Here is a 19,361-nt window from a genome sequence, read left to right as displayed (position 1 = left end):
TTTTGCAGGGAGGTCCAGGGGGAACAACCCTATTTCATGCGTTGGTAACGGCCGTCGTCCAGCTGGACGACGCGGCCTTGCAGCTCCAGTTGCACCAGTTGCGTCTGCAGGTCGGCGGTGTCCATTCCACTGCGGGCCTGGATCGCATCCAGGTGCAGCGGATCGTAGCCCAGCGCGTCCAGCACCGGGTGGTCAGGCAAGGCCTCCGCGGCGGCAGGCTGGGCGCGCACGGCCGGCGTGGGGTCGCCGCCCAATTCGTCGGTGATGTCGCGGGCGGTCTCCACGAGCTTGGCGCCCTGGCGGATCAGCGCATGGCAGCCGCGCGAAAGCGGTGAATGGATGGATCCGGGAATGGCGAAGACCTCGCGCCCGCCTTCAGCCGCCAGCCTGGCCGTGATCAGCGATCCGCTCTGGCGGGCGGCTTCCACTACCAGCACCCCGCGTGCCAGCCCGGCCACGATGCGGTTGCGCTTGGGGAAGTGCTGCGGCAGCGCGCCCGTGCCCAGTGGCAGTTCCGACACCAGTGCGCCGTGCGCCGCGATGCGGTGCGCCAGGTCGCGATGCTTGGCGGGGTAGATGCGGTCTATGCCGGTGCCCATGACGGCCACGGTGCCGGCGCCATCGGGGCCGGCGTCCAGCGCGCCTTCATGGGCGGCGCCGTCGATGCCCAGCGCCAGCCCGCTGATGACGCGCCAGCCATGCCCAGCCAGATGCCGCGCAAAGGCGCGGGCGTTCTCCTGGCCGCCGGGCGTGGCGTTGCGCGCGCCCACCACGGCCAGCGACGGCCCCTGCAGGAAAGCGGGGTCGCCTGCGACATACAGCAGGATGGGCGGGTCGGCGATGGTCAGCAGGCTTTGCGGATAAGTCGGATCGGCCAGCGTCAGGATGTGCCGGCCGGGCGCGGCTACCCATTCCAGCGCGCTTTCGACCTGCGCTGCCATTTCTGGCGGCATTGGGGCGGCCAGTTGCCGCGCCAGCGCCTCGGGCAGATGGCGCGACAAGGCGGTGGCGCGCTGGGCGTAGATCTGTTCGGGCAGGCCGAGCGCGCCGAGCAGGGTGCAGGCGGTGGCGGAGCCTATGTTCGGTTCCAGGGACAGGCGCAGCCAGGCGGCCAGTTCGGAAGGGGATTGCGTAAGCGGCATCGTGCGGGCGCGTAAGGGCGTCGGTGGTGCGAGAGTGTCGCATGCGGGGCGCTGGACCGCGGGCCCGAGGCGGATTGATTTGCGGCGCGGAGCGGCCAGGAAACGCCGCGGACATGGCAATCCGGCCAATCCCGGGATTAGCCGAAAACTATTAGAAATCAAGAGTCTAATGAATTAAACTCTTATGTAAACCTGACTACTGGCATTTCCCCCGCAATGGCTTTACTTCCTATTCTTCGCTACCCGGACCCGCGCCTGCACAAAAAGGCCAAGCCGGTCGCCGAGGTCGACGACCGCATCCGCCAACTGGTGCGCGACATGGCCGAAACCATGTACGACGCGCCGGGCGTAGGCTTGGCCGCGACCCAGGTCGACGTGCATGAGCGCGTCGTCGTGATCGACGTGTCCGAGGAAAGCAACCAGCTGCTGGTGCTGATCAATCCCGAGATCACCTGGCGCAGCGACGACTACAAGATCTACGAAGAGGGTTGCCTGTCCGTGCCCGGCGTCTATGACGACGTCGAGCGGGCCTCCCGCATCCGTTGCAAGGCGCTGGATATCGACGGCAAGCCCTTCGAGTTCGAGGCCGACGGCCTGCTGGCCGTGTGCGTGCAGCACGAGCTTGACCATCTGGAAGGCAAGGTGTTCGTGGAATACCTGTCCAGCCTGAAGCAGAACCGCATCAAGACCAGGCTCAAGAAGGCCGAGCGCGAAGCGTTGCGAGCGTAAGGGGCTCACCCCCTACCCGCTGCGCGGGCCCCCTCAGGCGGGCCGCCGTCCAAGGGGTGGCGCAGGCGAACCGGCAAAGCCGGATCCGCGGCGCCCCGGATCGGCCAGGCCTCCTGGCTGCGGGCAACGCGATTCTTTGAACGTCCGTTCCATTTCATTCTTCTTTTCTCGTCCCATGCGCCTAGTCTTTGCCGGCACGCCGGAATTCGCCCGTATCGCCTTTGACGCCCTGCGCGCCGCAGGCCACGAGATCCCGCTGGTCATGACCCAGCCCGACCGCCCGGCCGGGCGCGGGCTGAAGCTGACGCCCAGCCCCGTGAAGCAGGCGGCGCTGGACGCCGGCATCGAGGTCGCCCAGCCGCGCAGCCTGCGCCTGGACGGCCGCTATCCCGAAGAGGCCGGCGAGGCCCGGGCCCTGCTTGAGCGTGTGGCGCCCGACGTGATGGTGGTGGCGGCCTATGGCCTGATCCTGCCGCAGTGGGTGCTGGACCTGCCGCGCCTGGGCTGCCTGAACATCCATGCCAGCCTGCTGCCGCGCTGGCGCGGCGCCGCGCCCATCCAGCGCGCCATCGAAGCCGGCGACGCGCAGACCGGCGTGACCATCATGCAAATGGATCAGGGCCTGGATACGGGTGACATGCTGCTGGAACGCAGCGTGCCCATCGGCGGCGACACCACGGCGGCCGAACTGCACGATGCGTTGGCGCTGGCGGGCGGGGAGGCGATCGTTGCGGCGTTGGACGCGCTGGCTCAAGGCGGACTGACGCCGCGCAAGCAGCCCGAGGCCGGCGTGACCTACGCCGCCAAGCTAGACAAGGCCGAAGGTGCGCTGGATTGCTCGCAGCCAGCCGCACTGCTGGCGCGCCGCGTGCGCGCCTTCAATCCCGTGCCGGGCGCCAGCATCCGCCTGCCCGGCCTGGCAGATCCGGTGAAGGTGTGGCGCGCGCAGGCGCTGGACCAGGCCACGACGGCTGCGCCAGGCAGCGTGCTGCGCGCCGATGCCACGGGCATCGACATCGCCACCGGCAACGGCGTGCTGCGTCTGTTGGAACTGCAGAAAGCGGGCGGCAAGCGCCAGCCCGTGGACGTGTTCGCGCGCGGCTGGCAGCCGGCCTGAACCCGCCGGGGCCTGGCGGCCCCGGGATCTTTCTTCAATACAAGGTGCTGGCCACGCGGGCAGGCAATTCGCGGTCGTAGGTGACGCCGTCGAAGGTGCCCGCCGTCAGGTCCGACAGGATGCGGCCCACGCTGGGCAGCGCGGTGCGCGGCACCTGTGTCGCCGGATCCCATAGCTTGGAGCGCAGCAAGGCGCGCGAACACTGGAAGTACACGGTGTGCACGTCCACGACCAGCACCGAGCGCGGGAGCTTGCCGTCCATCTCGAAGCGCGCCAGCAGCGCCGGGTCCACGCTGATGCGCGCCGCGCCGTTGACCCGCAGGGTCTCGCCCACGCCCGGCACCAGAAACAGCAGCGCGACCCGAGGATCGGCCAGGATGTTGCGCAGGCTGTCGATGCGGTTGTTGCCGCGGCGGTCCGGCAGCAGCAGCGTCTTGTCGTCCTCTACCACCACGAAGCCGGCGGGATCGCCGCGCGGCGAAGCGTCCAGGCCATCGGGGCCCGCAGTGGCCAGCACCGCGAAAGGCGCCGCTTCGATGAAGGCGCGGTAGTGCGGATGCACATGATCCACCTCCTTCTTGATGGAGGCTTCGCCGGACGCGCCATACAGCGCCTGCAGGGCGTTTGCGTCGGTGACCAGATGGGCGGGATCGATATGCATGGCTGCGGGTTCCAGGTTCAGGCCAGCGCGGCTGGCAGGTCGGCAACGGTCAGGAACAGCTCGTCGGGGCCGCGTTCGCGCAGGGCCTCGACATGGTTATAGCCCCAGGCGACGGAACCGATACGCACGCCGGCCTTGCGGGCGGCGTCGATGTCGCGCATTTCGTCGCCCACCAGCAGGAAGCGCTCGGGGGCGGTGCCATGCTGCTTGAGCAGGCGGTCGATCTTGGCGGACTTGCCGAACAGGTCGGTGCCGCATTCGTAGTCGTCGAACAGGGCGGCGGTTTCAGCGCCCAGCACGCGCTGCACGTTCTCGATGGAGTTGGAGCTGACCACCGCCAGCCGCAGCCCGCCCGCCTTCAGGCGCGCCAGCGCGTCGGGAATGCCGTCGAACAGGTGCACGCTGGGGTCGATTTCCTGCATCAGCGTGCGCACGTGGGCCATGATGGCGGGCAGCTTCCACAGCGGGATGCCCAGAAACTTGAGGATCTCGGCGGCATCGCGATGGCGCAGCTGGTCGCGTTCGGAGGCGTCGATCTTGCGGAAGCCATATTTGTCGGCCACCGTATTCAGGATGGAGTTGAACCATGGCATGGTGTCCGCCAGGGTTCCATCAAAATCAAAAGCGGCGATGTCGTATTTCAAGTCGCGGGTCTCTGAGCCTGTTGATGCTGAAAATAGTCTTGTGCCGGCCCTAGGCGCCGTTCGGATGCAGCAGATAGTGCACGACGGGAGCCAGGCCCTCGAGCGGCGGCGCGCCGGCCACGACGCGGGCGGCGCTGGTCCAGGGATAGTCCAGACCCAGCAGCCAGCCGAACACGGCTTCGGTGTCGTGCGCGGGCAGCGTCACCATGGTTTCGATGGTGATGACGAGGTTGCTCGCGCGATAGGGCTCGGGCTGGAATTCCCAGTCATAGCGGCCACAGCCCACCCGGACGTTGCCCGTGGCCTTTTCCGTCATGCCCACGATCCAGTCGCACTGGTAGGCGGGCAGGCGCGCCCCGGTCTCGGGTCGCGCCAGATAGAACGTGTAGACGTTGTCGTAGGTCTGGCCGAACTTGCGCACCAGCGTATCGGTGATGGCGGCCAGGCCGTGCGACTCGGGCGGGAAGGCGATGGCCTGCGTGCGCAAGGCCATCTTCAGCACGGCGTCCGGTGCGAACGCGCGCGCCATGTAGTGCGGGCGGTTCTCGTCCTTGGCATGAAAGTAGTCGCGCAGGACGGACTCGGTGCTGGCGGGAGTCAACGCATGGGTGGGCATTGCGGGGCTTCCGTTGTGGTCGGGTGGATGGATGGCCTCAGGCCTTGATCTGTTCGAACCACTTCGAGACATTGGGCGGTTCGTACATGGCGTAGCGGTCCAGCAGCAAAGCAGGGTCCTCTTCCACCACCAGCATGTCGCGATGCTGGGGGCGGATGAATTCTTCCTCGACCGCATGGTCCACGAACTGGACCAGCGCGTCGTAGTAGCCGGCAATGTTCAACAGGCCGCAGGGCTTCTGGTGCATGTTCAGCTGCGCCCAGGTCCAGACCTCGAAGAACTCTTCGAGCGTGCCCGCGCCGCCGGGCAGCGCGATGAAGCCGTCGGCCTTCTCCATCATCATGGCCTTGCGCTCGTGCATGTTCTGCACCAGGTGCAGCTCGGTCAGGCCGCGGTGCGCCTGCTCCTTCTTCATCAGCAGTTCGGGGATCACGCCGATCACGCGGCCGCCGGCGGCCAGCACCTCATTGGCGACCACGCCCATGATGCCCACGACCGAGCCGCCATACACCAGCCCCAGATCGCGCCGCACCAGTTCGCGGGCCAGCACGCGGGCCTGCTCGATGTAATCCGGCCGGGCGCCCGGGTTCGAGCCGCAATACACGCAAATGTTCTTCAAAGTCATAGATCTTCGGGTGATGCCCATCCCGTTACAGATTGCGTCACGGGTTTTCGGGAAGCCCATAGTTTACGCAAGGATCGAAAACCGTTTTCGCCGGGCAATTTGGGGGGCGCAGGCAATGTTTGGACACAGCATGTTCCGCCACGATCGGTAGACTGGGTTGTACGGAGAGACTGGAAGCCCAGTGTCGCAGTGCTTTCACTTAACCAAGAGGAGCCACGATATGGAACAAGCAACCCGTACCCAAGCGCAGGCGAACCGCCCGTTCGACATGGACGTGAAGGCCATACGCGCCAAGGCGCGCCAGGACATCGAGTCCGGCGCCGTGACCGACACCTATCGCGCCGACCGCCAGACCGTGCTGAAGCTGCTGAATGAAGCGCTGGCCACCGAGATCGTCTGTGTGCTGCGCTACAAGCGCCACTACTTCATGGCCCGCGGGCTGAACGCCGAGCCCGTGGCCGCCGAATTCGCCGAACACGCCACGCAGGAACAGGACCATGCCGACCGGCTCTCGGAACGCATCGTGCAGCTGGGCGGCGAGCCCAACCTGTCGCCCAAGGGGCTGTTGGAGCGCAGCCATTCCGAGTACGTCGAAGGCACGTCGCTGGAGGACATGATCAAGGAGAACCTGATCGCCGAGCGCATCGCCATCGACAGCTACCGCCAGATGATCGAGTACATCGGCGAACAGGACACCACCACGCGCCGCCTGCTGGAAGAGATCCTCGCGGTGGAGGAAGAGCACGCCGACGACATGTCGGACTTCCTGGCCAAGCGCTAGCGGACGCGCCGCGCCGCCCGGGCGTCATGGCGGCGCGCGGCCGCGTCCAGCGCCGCATGATGGGTCTCGGCCCAGCGGTCCAGCGCGATCAGGGCCACGTTGAGGGATTGGCCCAGTTCGCTCAGCCGGTAGTTCACGTGCGGCGGCACGGTGCCCAGGTCCTCGCGCAGCACCAGGCCGTGACGCTCCAATTCCTTGAGCGTCTGGGTCATGACCTTCTGTGAAATCCCGTCCAGCCTGCGCAGCAGCTCGTTGTTGCGCATGGGGCCATGTTCCAGCGCAGGCAGGATCAGCGGCACCCATTTGCCGGCAATCAGTTCCAGCGCTCGGCGCGACGGGCAGGCAGCGTCGAACACGTCGCCCGAGGGCACGGAGGCGGATGGCTTTTTCATAGTTACCAAAAGGTGCGTACTTGTCTTGTGGTAACTATAGTCTCTAAGCTAGCCGTTCCCTGGTTCTGGCAGGAGGCCGCAATGGCCTGGTTGATTCTGGTCGCCGCGAGCGCGGTGGAAATCGTGATGGCCCTGGCCTTGAAGTATGCGGATGGCTGGACGCGATTCTGGCCCAGCGTGATCGGCATTGCGGCCGCCCTGGGCAGCGTGTTCCTGCTGACGCTGGCCATGAAGCAGCTGCCTGCTGGCACGGCCTACGCCATCTGGACCGGTATCGGGTCAGTGGGCATTACCGTGCTGGGAATCATGCTGTTCGGGGATTCGCCGTCTGCCGCGCGCCTGCTGTGCATTGCGATGATCGTGGGCGGCGTGGCTGGGCTCAAGCTGCTGGAAGCCTGAGCTGCGCGCGGCGGGCGCCGCGCGCAGGAGCGGATTCAGATCGCGTCGGCCCAGAGGTCGTATTCGTCGGAATCGGTGACGCGGGCGCGCACCAGATCGCCTGCCTTCAGGGGCTTGTCCGAGCTGACGTAGACGCAGCCGTCGATTTCAGGCGCATCGGCGCTGCTGCGGCCCACGGCGCCGTCTTCGTCCACTTCGTCGATCAGCACGTCGATCTCGCGGCCCACCTTCCTGGCCAGGCGGGCGGCGGAGATCGATTGCTGCAGCTCCATGAAGCGTTCCCAGCGTTCCTGCTTGACCTCGTCCGGCACCGGATTGTCCAGCAGGTTCGCGGGCGCGCCTTCCACCGGCGAATACTGGAAACAGCCCACGCGGTCCAGCTGCGCTTCCTGCATCCAGTCCAGCAGGTACTGGAAGTCTTCCTCGGTTTCTCCGGGGAAGCCGACGATGAAGGTCGAACGGATCGTCAGGTCCGGACAGATCTCGCGCCAGCGCTTGATGCGGGCCAGGGTCTTGTCCTCGAAGGCCGGGCGCTTCATGGCCTTCAGGATGCGCGGGCTGGCGTGCTGGAACGGGATGTCCAGGTAGGGCAGGATCTTGCCCTCGGCCATCAGCGGGATCACTTCGTCCACGTGCGGGTACGGATACACGTAGTGCAGGCGCGTCCACACGCCCATCTCGGACAAGGCCGTACAGAGCTCGGTCATGCGGGTCTTCACCGGACGGCCGTTCCAGAAGCCGCTGCGGTACTTCACGTCCACGCCATAGGCGCTGGTGTCCTGCGAGATCACCAGCAATTCCTTCACGCCCGCCTTGACCAGGCGCTCGGCTTCGCTGAGCACATCGCCCACCGGCCGGCTGACCAGGTCGCCGCGCATCGACGGGATGATGCAGAAGCTGCAGCGGTGATTACAGCCTTCCGAAATCTTCAGATAGGCGTAGTGCCGCGGCGTGAGCTTGATGCCTTGGGGCGGCACCAGGTCCAGGTAGGGATTGTGGTCCTTCTTGGGCGGCGCTGCCTCGTGCACCGCGCGCACCACCTCTTCGTATTGCTGCGGGCCGGTCACGGCCAGCACGCTGGGGTGCACGTCGCGGATCACCGATTCCTCGACGCCCATGCAGCCGGTCACGATGACCTTGCCGTTCTCGGCCAGGGCTTCGCCAATGGCCTCCAGCGATTCCGCCTTGGCGCTGTCGATGAAGCCGCAGGTATTGACGACGACCACGTCGGCATCGTTGTACTCGGGCGTGACTACGTACCCTTCGGTGCGCAGTTGGGTCAGGATGCGCTCGGAGTCGACCAGGGCCTTGGGACAGCCCAGGGAAACGAATCCCACGCGCGGGGTCCGGCCGTCGGCGTTGGCGGCGGCGATGGTGTCGGCCAGGGCGGAGGTGGCGGACGCGTTCGCGTCAGCGTCGTTGGCCTTGCCGGGGCCCTTGCCAGGCCGGGAGGTTTCGAGGATTTCCAATGTCGTTCACCAAAAAATCGCGCGGCAAACGTGTCGCGCGGCGGATGTGTTGTTCGTGTCGGGCGAGGCCGGGGCGGCTGGCCTCAGGATTCAGCGTGTTCGTTGGCGGGCCACGGGGGCAGCTCTCGCAGGGTCTCGGGGTGCATCATTGCTACCTGCAGCAGGGTCTTCGCCGCGCCCGAGGGGGTGCGCCGTCCTTGCTCCCAATCTTGCAGAGTGCGTACGCTCACGCCCAGCAGTTCAGCGAAATCCGTTTGAGGCAGGCCCACGCGGCTGCGTGCTTCGCTGATATGCGACGCCTGCCACGGTACGCTGCGCGCCGTCGGGGCAGCATTCTTCATGGCTCTTCAAAAGTCGGGCGCCTGTGTGGCGTCCCAGGGTTCAGGCCATCGCACCAGGATGGGCGGCGAAGGCGAATTTTTAATTATACGGCATTGCCGTAGGTCGAGCGCGGGGCGCTTAGCGCGATGTGCCTGCTATCAGGAATCATCCCCGCGCGTAGTGCGGTCGCGAGGCGGACCGATGCATCCGCGTTGTTGGGTGCTGCCCAACGTGTATCCGTGCGGGATTTGGAATCGAGGTTGCATCAAGGCGCGCTGCGCCGATACAGCGCCAGCGTCCCCGCCAGCCCGATCAGCAGTCCCCCGCAGACGCGGTTCAGCCAGCGCAGGCCAGCGCCCTGGAAGGCGCGCACCATCTGCGCGCCCAGCGCGGCGTAGGCCAGCATCACGGCGATGTTCATTAGCGCCATGACCCCGGCCAGTACGGCGTACTGCGCCAGCAGAGGGGCGGCGGGATTGATGAACTGGGGCAGGAAGGCGGACATGAACAGCAGCGCCTTGGGGTTGGTCAGCGCCACCGCGAAGCTGCGCAGGCCCAGCGCCAGGCCGGCCGGACGCCGGGCATCCGCCTGGGCGGCGGGCATGACCAGCGCCGCGTCCGAGCGCAGCATCTTCCAGCCCAGGTACGCCAGATAGGCCGCGCCCACCCATTTGATGAGCTGGAAGGCGATTTCGGACGCCGCCAGCACCACGCCCAGGCCCGACGCCACCGCGCCGATCAGGACCAGGTCGGCCAGCACCGCGCCGGCCATGCCCCAGCAGGCAGCGCGCACGCCGTGGCGCGAACCGTTGCTCATGGCGAGCAGGACGGTGGGGCCCGGCGTGATGATGGTGACGGCCGAGGCCAGGATGAAGAGCAGCAGGGTGGCGAGGGTCATGAGGGGCTCCGTGGCTGGGGCCAGTGTGCCGCGACGGCCGCCATTCGTCCAGGTCCGGCTACCATAGCGGTCTTATCTCCTGAATTTGCATCATGTCCACGCGTTCCGACTCCCCCAATCTGGCCCCTCCGCTGTCCTCCGTCCTGCTTTCCAGCGCGGAGGTGGTCGAGGGCGTGCTGGACGGCCGCTCCCTGACGGACGCGTTGGCCGACGTGGAATCGGCCCTGCGGCCCGCCACGCAGGCCGTGTCGTTCCATGCCATGCGTTACCTGGGCTGGGCCGACGCCGTGGGCCGCGAGATGGTGCAGCGCTATCCCAGCGTGTTGTTCGAATCTTTGTTGCTGGTGTCGCTGACCCTGCTGAAGGAAGAAGGCGATGCCGCCGCCGCCCTGCCGGGCATGCCGGTCTACGCGGCGCACACGGTGGTGGACCAGGCCGTGACGGCGGCCTCCCGCAGCCGCGCCCTGGCTTCCTATAAGGGCATGCTCAACGCCTGCCTGCGTCGTTTCCTGCGCGAGCGCGCGGCGCTCGAGGCTGCCGTGGCGGACAGCCCCGAGGCCCAATGGAACCACCCCGGCTGGTGGGTCAAGCAGCTGAGCGTGGCCTATCCGCGGGAATGGCGCGAGATCCTGGCTGCGGCCAATGTGCCCGCGCCGCTGACCCTGCGGGTCAATCGTCGCCGCGCCAGCCGCGAGCAGGTGTTGGCCGCCTTCCAGGCCGCCGGCCTGGCGGCCGAACCTGTGGGCCAGTCCGGCCTGGTACTGGCCACGCCCAAGCCGGTCACGCAACTGCCCGGCTTTGCCGAGGGCTGGTGGTCGGTGCAGGACGCCGGCGCGCAACTGGCGGCCGAACTGCTGGCGCCTGCCGACGGCATGCGGGTGCTGGACGCCTGCTCGGCCCCTGGCGGCAAGACCGCCCACCTGCTGGAGCTGGCCGATATCGACCTGCTGGCGCTGGATGCCGACGCCGACCGGCTGGCCCGCGTCGGGCAGAACCTGGACCGGCTGGGTCTGGCAAGCGATCGTGTCCAGTTGAAAGCGGCGGATGCGGCAGACCTGGACGCCTGGTGGGACGGCAAGCCGTTCGACGCCGTGCTGGCCGACGTCCCCTGCACGGCCTCGGGCATCGTGCGCCGCCATCCCGACATCCGCTGGCTGCGGCGCGAGAACGACGTGCGTCGCACGGCCACCCTGCAGGCCAGCATCCTGGACGCGCTCTGGCGCACCGTGGCGCCCGGTGGGCGGCTGCTTTACGTGACCTGCTCGATCTTCCCGATCGAGGGTACGCGCCAGGCGCTGGAGTTCATGCAGCGCCATCCGGAGGCGCAGCGCCTGGACGCGCCCGGCCAATTGCTGCCAGTTGCGGTCGATGCAACACCTGCGGCGCAGCGCGACGGGTTTTTCTACGCCTTGTTTGCCAAGCAGTCCTGAATCGCCAAGAATAGGGGGCATGACGTAGTTCCGGTGCCGTATGTCCATTATTCCGCGCTTATTTCTCGGGTTGTTGCTCGCATCTGCCTTGCTTTCCTTCGTGCCGGGCGGGCAGGCGCATGGGGCGGAACCCAAGGTCACCGAAGTTCGCCCGGCGGTTCGAGACGGCCAGCTCCAGATCGACGCGGACATCGAGTTCGAACTGAACTCGCAGCTGCGCGAAGCCGCCCAGCGCGGAGTGCCGCTGTATCTCACCGCCGACCTCACCGTCACGCGCGAACGCTGGTGGTGGTTCGACAAGTCCCTGGTCGACACGTCCCGCACCTGGCGCATCATCTACAACGCCCTGACCCGGCAATGGCGGGTGGGCGTGGGCGAACTTACCTTTCCAGTCGCCTCGCTGGATGACGCCATGGGGGTCATCCGGCATATCCGCAACTGGCCGGTGGCGGACGCCGCCGACTTCGATGCGGGCGTGCTGTACGGCGGCCAGTTGCGCCTGCGCCTGGATACGTCGCTGCTGCCGCGGCCCTTCCAGGTCAACGCCCTGAACAGCAGCTCCTGGGTACAGTCGACGCCGTGGATGGACTTCACGTTCGTGCTCAGCGACAAGGAGAAAGACCCGTCATGAGGCTTGTGCTTCGGCTGGCCCTGATGGTTGGCGCCGCAAGCGGCCTGGCATTGCTGGGGCTGTTGGCGTGGTCCACCGGCAATGCCTCGCGCTTTGCGCGCTACTACGACACGCTGCTGGTGCTGAATGGCATTTTTGCGCTGGCGCTCTTCATCTGGGTGGTGGCGCTGACCGTGAGGCTGGCGCGGCAGATCCGTCGACGCCAGTTCGGCGCGCGGCTGACGGCCCGTTTTTCCCTGGCGTTTGCGCTGATCGGCGTGGTGCCCGGCGCCCTGATCTACACCGTGTCGGTGCAGTTCATGTCGCGCTCGATCGAATCCTGGTTCAACGTGCGCGTGGACACGGCGCTGGAGGCGGGCCTGAACCTGGGCCGCGCCGCGCTGGATTCGCTGCTGGCCGACCTGGACGCGCGTGCGCGCTCCATGGCGATGGAACTGAACCGCAGTTCCGACAGCGGCGTGACGCTCGCCTTGACGCGGCTGCGCGAGGCCAACGGCGTGCAGGAAGCCATGGTCTTTACCGGCAGCGGGCGCATGATCGCGTTCTCCACCAGCCAGTACGGGCAATTGCTGCCCGCGATGCCGCCGTCCACCGTCATGAACCAGCTGCGGCTGGCGCGCGGCTACTCCGCCGCCGAGGCCGATGACCCGGTGACCCCCGGCGCTGAAGGCGGGCTGCACCTGCGGGTGGTGATTCCGCTGACCGGCCCCGACCGCTACGACAACCTGTTGGGACCGGCATCCGAACCGCGTTGGCTGCAGCTGCTGCAGCCGGTACCCGAGCAGATCGCCCACAACGCCAATCTGGTGCAGCAGGGTTTTCGCGACTACCAGGAGCTGGCGCTGTCGCGGCTGGGCTTGCGCAAGCTGTACGGCATCACCCTGACCCTGGCCTTGCTGCTGGCGGCCTTCGGCGCCATCGCGGTGGCGCTCTCATTGTCCAAGCGGCTGGTGCGCCCGCTGCTCAGCCTGGCGGGCGGCACGCAGGCCGTGGGCGTGGGCGACTACCGGCCCTTGCCCGAGCCGCCCGAGCGCGACGAAGTCGGCCAGCTCACGCGTTCGTTCAACGCCATGACACGCCAGCTCGACGAGGCCCGCCGCATGGTCGAGAGCAACCGGCAGCAGCTGGAACGCTCCAATGTCTATCTGGAAAGCGTGCTGTCGAACCTATCCTCCGGGGTGCTGGTGTTCGACGAATCGTTCCGCGTCACCACCGTCAACCAGGGCGCCCAGACCATCCTGGGCGCGGACCTGCGCTCGGTGATCGGACGGCCGCTGGAAACCGTGGCCGGCATGCTGGAGTTCGCCAACATCGTGCGGCAGGCTTTTTCCGCCCACGCCGCGGTGGGGTCCGAGCGCCAGCACTGGCAGCAGCAATTCGAGATCGCCCCGGGCCAGGACGACGCGCCCGCTGGCTCGCAGCCCCTGACCCTGCTGGCGCGCGGCACGCATCTGCGCGTGGACGGGCGCGGCAACGGCTATCTGGTGGTGTTTGACGACATCACGGAAGTGATCTCGGCCAACCGGACCGTGGCCTGGGGCGAAGTCGCCCGCAGGCTGGCGCACGAGATCAAGAACCCGCTTACGCCGATCCAGCTATCGGCCGAGCGCCTGGCGATGAAGCTGGAGGGCAAGCTGCCTCCCGCCGAGGCCCAGATCGTGGCACGGTCTACCAATACCATCGTCAACCAGGTGGCATCGCTCAAGCAGATGGTGGACGACTTCCGCGAATATGCCCGCACGCCGCCGGCCGTGATGCAACGCATCGACTTCAACGCCCTGGTGGCGGACGTGCTGTCGCTGTACGGCTGGGAGCCCGAAGGCGGTTCGTCGCGCCTGGCCGAAAAGGCCCTGAATCTGGACGTGACGCTGGCGCCGGACCTGCCGCCCATCGAGGGCGATCCCACCCAGTTGCGGCAGGTGATCCATAACCTGATGTCCAATGCCCGCGACGCGATCGCCGAGCAGGGCGGGCAAGGGCGGGTCAGCGTGACCACGCAGCTCATGCGCAGCGAGCAGCCCGACCGGGCGGCCCATCAGGCGCTCAGGTTCACGGTCGCCGACACGGGCCCGGGCTTTCCTCCCCAGGTCATGCAGCGCGCGTTCGAGCCCTACGTCACCACCAAGTCCCACGGGACTGGGTTAGGATTGGCAATCGTACGCAAGATCGTGGAAGAACACGGCGGGCGTATAGACCTTGCGAACCGCAAGGAAGGGGGCGCGCGGATCTCCATATTGTTGACCCGGCTGGCTTCCGAGGCCGATACTATGGACGCGACCGCGCAAGAAAAGGATAATGCGGCTACGCAATAGGTGGATGCTTTATGGCCAGAATTCTGGTGGTTGACGACGAAGTCGGTATACGCGAGCTTTTGTCGGAAATCCTATACGACGAAGGACACACGGTCGAGCTGGCTGAAAACGCGGCGCAAGCGCGCGCCGCACGCTTGCGCATGCGTCCTGACCTGGTGTTGCTGGACATCTGGATGCCGGACACGGACGGCGTCAGCCTGCTCAAGGAATGGGGCTCGCAAGGCCTGCTGGACATGCCCGTGATCATGATGAGCGGCCATGCCACCATCGACACGGCAGTCGAAGCCACGCGCATCGGCGCCATGGACTTCCTTGAAAAGCCGATCACGCTGCAGCGCCTCCTGAAGACGGTCGCCGCCGGCCTGGCGCGCGGCCGCGCGCCGCATCCGGCGCCTGCCGCCGCGCATTCGGCCGTGGCCAGCCCCGCGGTGGCGCTGGAAGACGAACTCGATCCCCCGGTCCAGGCCGCCGCGCCGTCCAATGAAGTCCCCGTCACGTCCAACGGCCAACTGGGCAGCATTTCGCTGGACCAACCGCTGCGCGAGGCGCGCGACGAATTCGAGCGCATCTATTTTGAATACCACCTGGTCCGCGAAAGCCACAGCATGACCCGCGTGTCGGAACGCACGGGGCTGGAACGCACCCACCTGTACCGCAAGCTCAAGCAATTGGGCATCGAGTCCGCCCGCAAGCGGAGCTCATGAAGATCCTGATCATGGGCGCTGGTCGCGTAGGCACCAGCGTGGCCGAGAACCTGGTGTCCGAAGAGAACGACATCACGGTGATCGATTCGGATCCTGTCCAGCTCCAATACCTGCAAGAACACTTTGACCTGCGCGTCGTCCATGGCGACGGCTCGCAGGTTTCGGTGCTGGAGGCCGCTGGCGCCGCCGACACCGACCTGCTGATCGCCTGTGCGGCCTCGGATTCGGCCAATATGGTGGCCTGCAAGATCGCGCGCCAGCTGTTCAACATTCCCCGCCGCATTGCCCGCATCCGTTCGGTGGAGTTCGCCGAACACCCGGAACTCATGAGCGAAGAGGGCTTCTGCATCGACGCCCTGATCAGCCCCGAGCGCAGCGTCACCACCTATCTGCACAGCCTGATCGAATTTCCCGAGGCCCTGCAGGTGGTGGAGTTCGCCGAAGGCCGGGTCAGCGTCGTGACCGTGCGGGTCGGGGCGGGCAGCCCGATGGCCCATTCGCCGGTCGACAAGCTGCGCGACGTCTGGCCCGACGTGAAGGCGCGCGTGATCGACGTGCTGCGCGGCGGCAGGCCGCTGCGGGCCGGCAGCGGTACCGTCGTCGCCCCGGGCGACGAGGTGGTGCTGGTGGTGGACTCGCGCGATGCGCGCCGCGCCGTTCGGCAGCTGCGTGAGGCCGAGCGTGCCGTGCGTCGCGTGATGATCGCGGGCGGCGGCAACATCGGCCTGCGCCTGGCGCGCCAACTGGCCGAGGAAAAATACAGCGTCCGCATCATCGAGCGCGACCAGAAGCGCTGCGAATACCTGGCGACCCAGTTGCCCGACAGCGTGCTGGTGCTGCACGGCAGCGGCACCGACGAGGCGCTGCTGGAACGCGAGAACATCGAGGACATGGACACCTGGCTGGCGCTGACCAGCGACGACGAGGACAACATCATGTCCTCGCTGCTGGCCAAGCGCCTGGGCGCGCGCAAGGTGATCGCGCTGATCAACCGCCAGGCCTACGGCGAACTGATGCAGGGCAGCCATATCGACATCGCCGTGTCGCCATCCCAGGCCACCATGAGCGAACTCCTGCGGCATGTGCGCCGTGGCGACGTGGCCGCCGTGCACCGGCTGCGCCAGGGCGTGGCGGAAGCGCTGGAGGCCATCGCCCACGGCGACCGCTCCACCTCCAAGGTGGTGGGGCGCGCGGTCGGGCAGATCAGCCTGCCCAAGGGCGCCAGCATCGGCGCGCTGGTGCGGGAGGACGAAATCATCCTGCCGGACGCCGACACCGTGATCGAATCCGACGACCACGTCATCGTCTTCGTGCCCTCGCGCCGGCAGATGCCGCGCGTGGAAAAGCTGTTCCAAGTCTCGGCGTCGTTCTTCTGATGCGCGCCGCCTCCTTCCTTCTGCGCGGGCCGCGCGCGGCCGGATAGCTCCATGAAGCGCGTCCTGGGCACTCTCTACATCCTGGGCCTGACGATGGTGATGTTCGCGCTCACCATGCTGATCCCGCTGACCGTCGCCTACGTGGGCGGCGACGGCGCGCGCGAGGCCTTCCTGGACGGGTTCCTGATCTCGGTGGGCATAGGCGGCGGCCTGGCCGCGATAACGCGCCGCGCCCGCTGCGAGTTGCGGGCGCGCGACGGCTTCGTGCTGGTGTCGGCCGTGTGGGCGGGCCTGCCCCTGCTGGCGGCCATTCCGCTGCTGCTCTACTTCCATGGCGCCGGCTTGCCGCTGTCGTTTACCGGCGCCTATTTCGAGGCCATGTCGGGCCTGACCACCACCGGCGCCACCGTCCTGACCAATCTGGACACCTTGCCCGCGTCGATCAACCTGTGGCGGGCCACGCTGATCTGGATCGGCGGCATGGGCATCCTGGTGCTGGCCGTGGCCATTCTGCCCCTGCTCGGTGTCGGCGGGCACCAGGTGGTGCGGGCGGAAACCCCCGGACCGATGAAGGACGAGCGGCTCACGCCGCGCATCGCCAGCACCGCCAAGGCGCTGTACGCGGTGTATTTCGTGTTCTCCATCCTGTGCTTCCTGGCCTACCGGGCGGTCGGCCTGTCGTGGTTCGAGGCCTGGTGCCACATGGCCACCACCATGGGCCTGGGCGGCTTTTCGACCTGGGATGACGGCTTCGCCCATTTCGATTCGGTCGCGGTGGAAATGGTGGCGATGGTGTTCATGCTGATCGCGGGCATCAACTTCGCCACCCACTTCAACGCCTTCCGCCAGCGCAGCGCGCGCGCCTACGTGCGGTGTCCGGAGGCGATCCCCTACCTGGTGGTGGTATTGGGAGTCGGGCTGGTCATCTCGGTGTTCCTGTTCCTGAAAGGGGTCTATGAAGACCCGCTGCAGGCGCTGCGCTACGGCATGTTCAACACGATTTCCATGGCGACCACCACGGGCTACGCCAATACCGACTTCGCGCAGTGGCCGCTGTTCGCTCCGCTGACCATGCTGCTGCTGTCGGGCTTCGCCACGTCGGCCGGGTCGACCGGGGGCGGCATCAAGATGATCCGGGCGATCCTGCTGGTCAAGCAGGCGCGCAATGAGCTGGTCACAATGTTGCACCCGCACGCGGTCAGCCCGGTGCGCATCAATGGCCGCGCGGTCGAGACCCGCACCATGTCGTCGGTGCTGGCCTTTATGCTGTTCTACGGCCTTTCCATCGCCGTTTTCACCAGCCTGCTGCTCCTGTCCGGCCTGGATCCGATCACCGCCTTCTCGGCCGTCTTCGCCAGCGTCAACAACACCGGACCAGGCCTGGGGCCCGTCGGACCCATGGGCAACTTCGCCGTCCTGTCCGATTTCCAGATCTGGGTCTGCACCTTCGCGATGCTGATCGGGCGCCTGGAACTGCTGACGGTGCTGGTGTTGTTCACCCCTATTTTCTGGCGGAAATAGATAAGGGATAACCCTTATAAGGGTTGTCCCACCCCCTCTTGAAAGCCCCTTGAGCGCTTGCTTTCCGGCTGCCGCAGCCCGGGAGGCCGCGCCATTTCTATGCCGTGAGCGCTCGCTCACTTTCCTTCACAGGGAAAAACCGATTGCTTCGTGATGTTGCACATAAATGTCACGATTTTCCATCTTCTTGCCACAAAACAGCGGCTATCATGCGTGCACAAGCTGCCGTCTAGTGCCCCCCGGGCTGTTTCCGGGCTTCAAGGTCGAACGGCGCACACCCTCATCAAACATTCAGAAAGGAGTCCGAGATGGAACAGATCCCGTTCATTTCGTCGGCCCCCAACACCCTGGGCATCGAGCTCGAGCTGCAACTGATAGACCCGCGCAGTTTTGACCTGACCGCAGCCTCGGACGAGCTGCTGGCCCAAATGGCCAACCACCCCATCGCCGACCGCGTTAAACCGGAAATCACGCGGTCCATGATTGAACTGAATTCCTCGGTGCACGAGCACCCCATGGGCCTCTTGGCCGAGATGCGCGAAATGCGCGACGCCCTGATCGAAGCGGCGGACGCCGTGGGCGTATCGGTCGCTGGCGGGGGCGCCCACCCCTTCATGCGTTGGCAGGAACGGTCCATTTCGGACACCCCGCGCTTCCAGTACCTGGCCGAAATGTACGGTTACCTGGCGCGTCAATTTACGGTCTTCGGCCAGCACATCCACCTGGGCGTCAAGAACGGCGACGATTCCATCAAACTGTTGCGCCGCCTGTCGCCCTATGTGCCGCACTTTATCGCCCTGTCGGCCTCGTCGCCCTATTGCGAGGGGGTGGACACCTTGTTCTCGTGCTCGCGCCTGAACGCGGTGAACAGCTTCCCGCTGGCCGGGCACATGCCGCCCGAAGTGAAGGACTGGTACCAGTTCGAGGCCCATCTGGCGCAGCTGCGCGCCTATGGCCTGGCGGAAAGCATCAAGGACCTGTACTGGGACATCCGCCCCAAGCCGGAATTCGGCACGGTCGAAATCCGCGTGTGCGACACGCCGCTGACGGTCGAACGGGCCTGCCAGCTGGCGGCTTTTGCCCAGGCCCTGGCGGTGCTGCTGATGCGCGAGGGCGACCCCGGCGACGGCGCCTGGCTGTCCTACCGCAGCAATCACTTCCAGGCTTGCCGCTTCGGCCTGCAGGGCAGCTACGTGACGCCGGACGGCCAGCGCCTGCGGCTGATGGACCACCTGCGCAACCTGTTCCAGCGCCTGATGCCGGTGGCTGAAGAACTGGGCACGGGCGACATGATCGCCGCCCTGCGCGATGAATCCATGCGCAGCGGCAACGATTCCCGCTGGCTGCGCAGCCAGTTCCACCGCTTGCGCGACCTGCCGTTGGTGGTGGAGGCCATGTCGAACGCCTGGCGCGGCGTGGCTTCGCCCGGCGTAGGGCCCGCAGAACCGACGGCGGTCCTGAGGCGCCGCATTCGCGCAACCTCCGAGCCTATGTCGGCGTTGCCGGCTTCCGAGCCCGGGGTCAGCGTGCCGATGCCGGAACGCCTGCACTAGACGGGGAGGCCGGCGCCCGCAAAGCGCCGGCTCTGCCGGT

20 protein-coding genes are annotated in these 19,361 nt (G+C 66.8%); 11 read left to right on the top strand and 9 right to left on the bottom strand.

The features are described 5' to 3' along the window. Window positions 1-29 precede the first annotated feature (29 nt). Entirely contained in the window at window positions 30-1,142 is a 1,113-nt protein-coding gene (dprA, locus tag HV766_RS28815; protein ID WP_119450195.1) for a DNA-processing protein DprA, read from the bottom strand. A 216-nt stretch (window positions 1,143-1,358) separates the two neighbouring features. Between dprA and def the strand changes: the two genes are divergently transcribed. Further along, complete coding sequence (def, locus tag HV766_RS28810) at window positions 1,359-1,871, top strand: peptide deformylase (RefSeq protein ID WP_054457743.1); 513 nt, start codon at window positions 1,359-1,361, stop codon at window positions 1,869-1,871. A gap of 175 nt (window positions 1,872-2,046) precedes the next feature. Beyond that, window positions 2,047-2,988, top strand: coding sequence for a methionyl-tRNA formyltransferase (fmt, locus tag HV766_RS28805; RefSeq protein ID WP_175182288.1), 942 nt, complete (start codon window positions 2,047-2,049; stop codon window positions 2,986-2,988). A 34-nt stretch (window positions 2,989-3,022) separates the two neighbouring features. Here the strand turns inward: fmt and HV766_RS28800 are convergent, their stop codons facing one another. From HV766_RS28800 to HV766_RS28785, 4 genes are read right to left on the bottom strand one after another with little or no spacing between them, the layout of a single operon-like run. Further along, window positions 3,023-3,649 carry a pyridoxamine 5'-phosphate oxidase family protein gene (locus tag HV766_RS28800; RefSeq protein ID WP_054457741.1) on the bottom strand — a complete coding sequence of 209 codons (627 nt, stop codon included), beginning with the start codon at window positions 3,647-3,649 and terminating at the stop codon, window positions 3,023-3,025. Window positions 3,650-3,666: 17 nt separating this feature from the next. Beyond that, the gene (locus tag HV766_RS28795) at window positions 3,667-4,293 is read right to left on the bottom strand and encodes an HAD hydrolase-like protein (protein ID WP_054457740.1); all 627 of its coding nucleotides are present in this window, start codon (window positions 4,291-4,293) and stop codon (window positions 3,667-3,669) included. 49 nt (window positions 4,294-4,342) lie between these two features. Then, window positions 4,343-4,909, bottom strand: coding sequence for a hypothetical protein (locus HV766_RS28790; protein ID WP_175182287.1), 567 nt, complete (start codon window positions 4,907-4,909; stop codon window positions 4,343-4,345). 37 nt (window positions 4,910-4,946) lie between these two features. Beyond that, a complete protein-coding gene (locus tag HV766_RS28785; protein WP_054457738.1) occupies window positions 4,947-5,534 on the bottom strand; it encodes an LOG family protein in 588 nt (195 codons plus the stop codon). A gap of 220 nt (window positions 5,535-5,754) precedes the next feature. Here HV766_RS28785 and HV766_RS28780 point away from each other — a divergent pair, with 220 nt between their 5' ends. Then, a complete protein-coding gene (locus HV766_RS28780; RefSeq protein WP_119450197.1) occupies window positions 5,755-6,315 on the top strand; it encodes a ferritin-like domain-containing protein in 561 nt (186 codons plus the stop codon). Here the strand turns inward: HV766_RS28780 and HV766_RS28775 are convergent. Continuing rightward, window positions 6,312-6,707: a winged helix-turn-helix transcriptional regulator gene (locus HV766_RS28775; protein WP_119450198.1), complete on the bottom strand. Its 396-nt coding sequence runs from the start codon at window positions 6,705-6,707 to the stop codon at window positions 6,312-6,314. The genes HV766_RS28780 and HV766_RS28775 overlap by 4 nt on opposite strands. Window positions 6,708-6,788: 81 nt before the next feature. Here HV766_RS28775 and HV766_RS28770 point away from each other — a divergent pair, with 81 nt between their 5' ends. Continuing rightward, the gene (locus HV766_RS28770; RefSeq protein ID WP_042796135.1) at window positions 6,789-7,106 is read left to right on the top strand and encodes a DMT family transporter; all 318 of its coding nucleotides are present in this window, start codon (window positions 6,789-6,791) and stop codon (window positions 7,104-7,106) included. Window positions 7,107-7,141: 35 nt separating this feature from the next. On the opposite strand, the gene rimO is transcribed toward HV766_RS28770, so the two are convergent. From rimO to HV766_RS28755, 3 genes are all read right to left on the bottom strand, one after another. Next, on the bottom strand, window positions 7,142-8,479 hold the full coding sequence (gene rimO, locus HV766_RS28765) for a 30S ribosomal protein S12 methylthiotransferase RimO (RefSeq protein WP_054457789.1): 1,338 nt from the start codon (window positions 8,477-8,479) through the stop codon (window positions 7,142-7,144). A 179-nt stretch (window positions 8,480-8,658) separates the two neighbouring features. Next, the gene (locus HV766_RS28760) at window positions 8,659-8,916 is read right to left on the bottom strand and encodes a helix-turn-helix domain-containing protein (protein ID WP_054457735.1); all 258 of its coding nucleotides are present in this window, start codon (window positions 8,914-8,916) and stop codon (window positions 8,659-8,661) included. Window positions 8,917-9,161: 245 nt separating this feature from the next. After that, on the bottom strand, window positions 9,162-9,794 hold the full coding sequence (locus HV766_RS28755) for a LysE family translocator (protein ID WP_054457734.1): 633 nt from the start codon (window positions 9,792-9,794) through the stop codon (window positions 9,162-9,164). 92 nt (window positions 9,795-9,886) lie between these two features. Between HV766_RS28755 and rsmB the strand changes: the two genes are divergently transcribed. The 7 genes from rsmB to HV766_RS28720 all read left to right on the top strand — a co-directional run bounded on the left by rsmB (window position 9,887) and on the right by HV766_RS28720 (window position 19,321). Continuing rightward, complete coding sequence (gene rsmB, locus HV766_RS28750; protein WP_054457733.1) at window positions 9,887-11,224, top strand: 16S rRNA (cytosine(967)-C(5))-methyltransferase RsmB; 1,338 nt, start codon at window positions 9,887-9,889, stop codon at window positions 11,222-11,224. A 40-nt stretch (window positions 11,225-11,264) separates the two neighbouring features. Next, window positions 11,265-11,855, top strand: coding sequence for a DUF4390 domain-containing protein (locus tag HV766_RS28745; RefSeq protein ID WP_082401241.1), 591 nt, complete (start codon window positions 11,265-11,267; stop codon window positions 11,853-11,855). Further along, entirely contained in the window at window positions 11,852-14,167 is a 2,316-nt protein-coding gene (locus tag HV766_RS28740; RefSeq protein WP_054457732.1) for a sensor histidine kinase, read from the top strand. Before HV766_RS28745 ends, HV766_RS28740 begins: the two co-directional genes overlap by 4 nt. An 11-nt stretch (window positions 14,168-14,178) precedes the next feature. Next, window positions 14,179-14,871, top strand: coding sequence for a response regulator (locus HV766_RS28735; protein WP_119450201.1), 693 nt, complete (start codon window positions 14,179-14,181; stop codon window positions 14,869-14,871). Continuing rightward, a complete protein-coding gene (trkA, locus tag HV766_RS28730) occupies window positions 14,868-16,247 on the top strand; it encodes a Trk system potassium transporter TrkA (RefSeq protein WP_054457730.1) in 1,380 nt (459 codons plus the stop codon). Before HV766_RS28735 ends, trkA begins: the two co-directional genes overlap by 4 nt. A 51-nt stretch (window positions 16,248-16,298) precedes the next feature. Continuing rightward, window positions 16,299-17,768, top strand: a complete 1,470-nt coding sequence (locus HV766_RS28725) for a TrkH family potassium uptake protein (RefSeq protein ID WP_054457729.1) — start codon at window positions 16,299-16,301, stop codon at window positions 17,766-17,768. A gap of 308 nt (window positions 17,769-18,076) precedes the next feature. After that, entirely contained in the window at window positions 18,077-19,321 is a 1,245-nt protein-coding gene (locus HV766_RS28720; RefSeq protein WP_175182286.1) for a YbdK family carboxylate-amine ligase, read from the top strand. Window positions 19,322-19,361 lie beyond the last annotated feature (40 nt).

Source organism: Achromobacter aegrifaciens (assembly GCF_902859735.1).
Lineage (GTDB): Bacteria > Pseudomonadota > Gammaproteobacteria > Burkholderiales > Burkholderiaceae_B > Achromobacter > Achromobacter aegrifaciens.
Note: the sequence above shows the minus strand (reverse complement) of the source record. Positions and strands in the feature narration are given on the sequence as shown.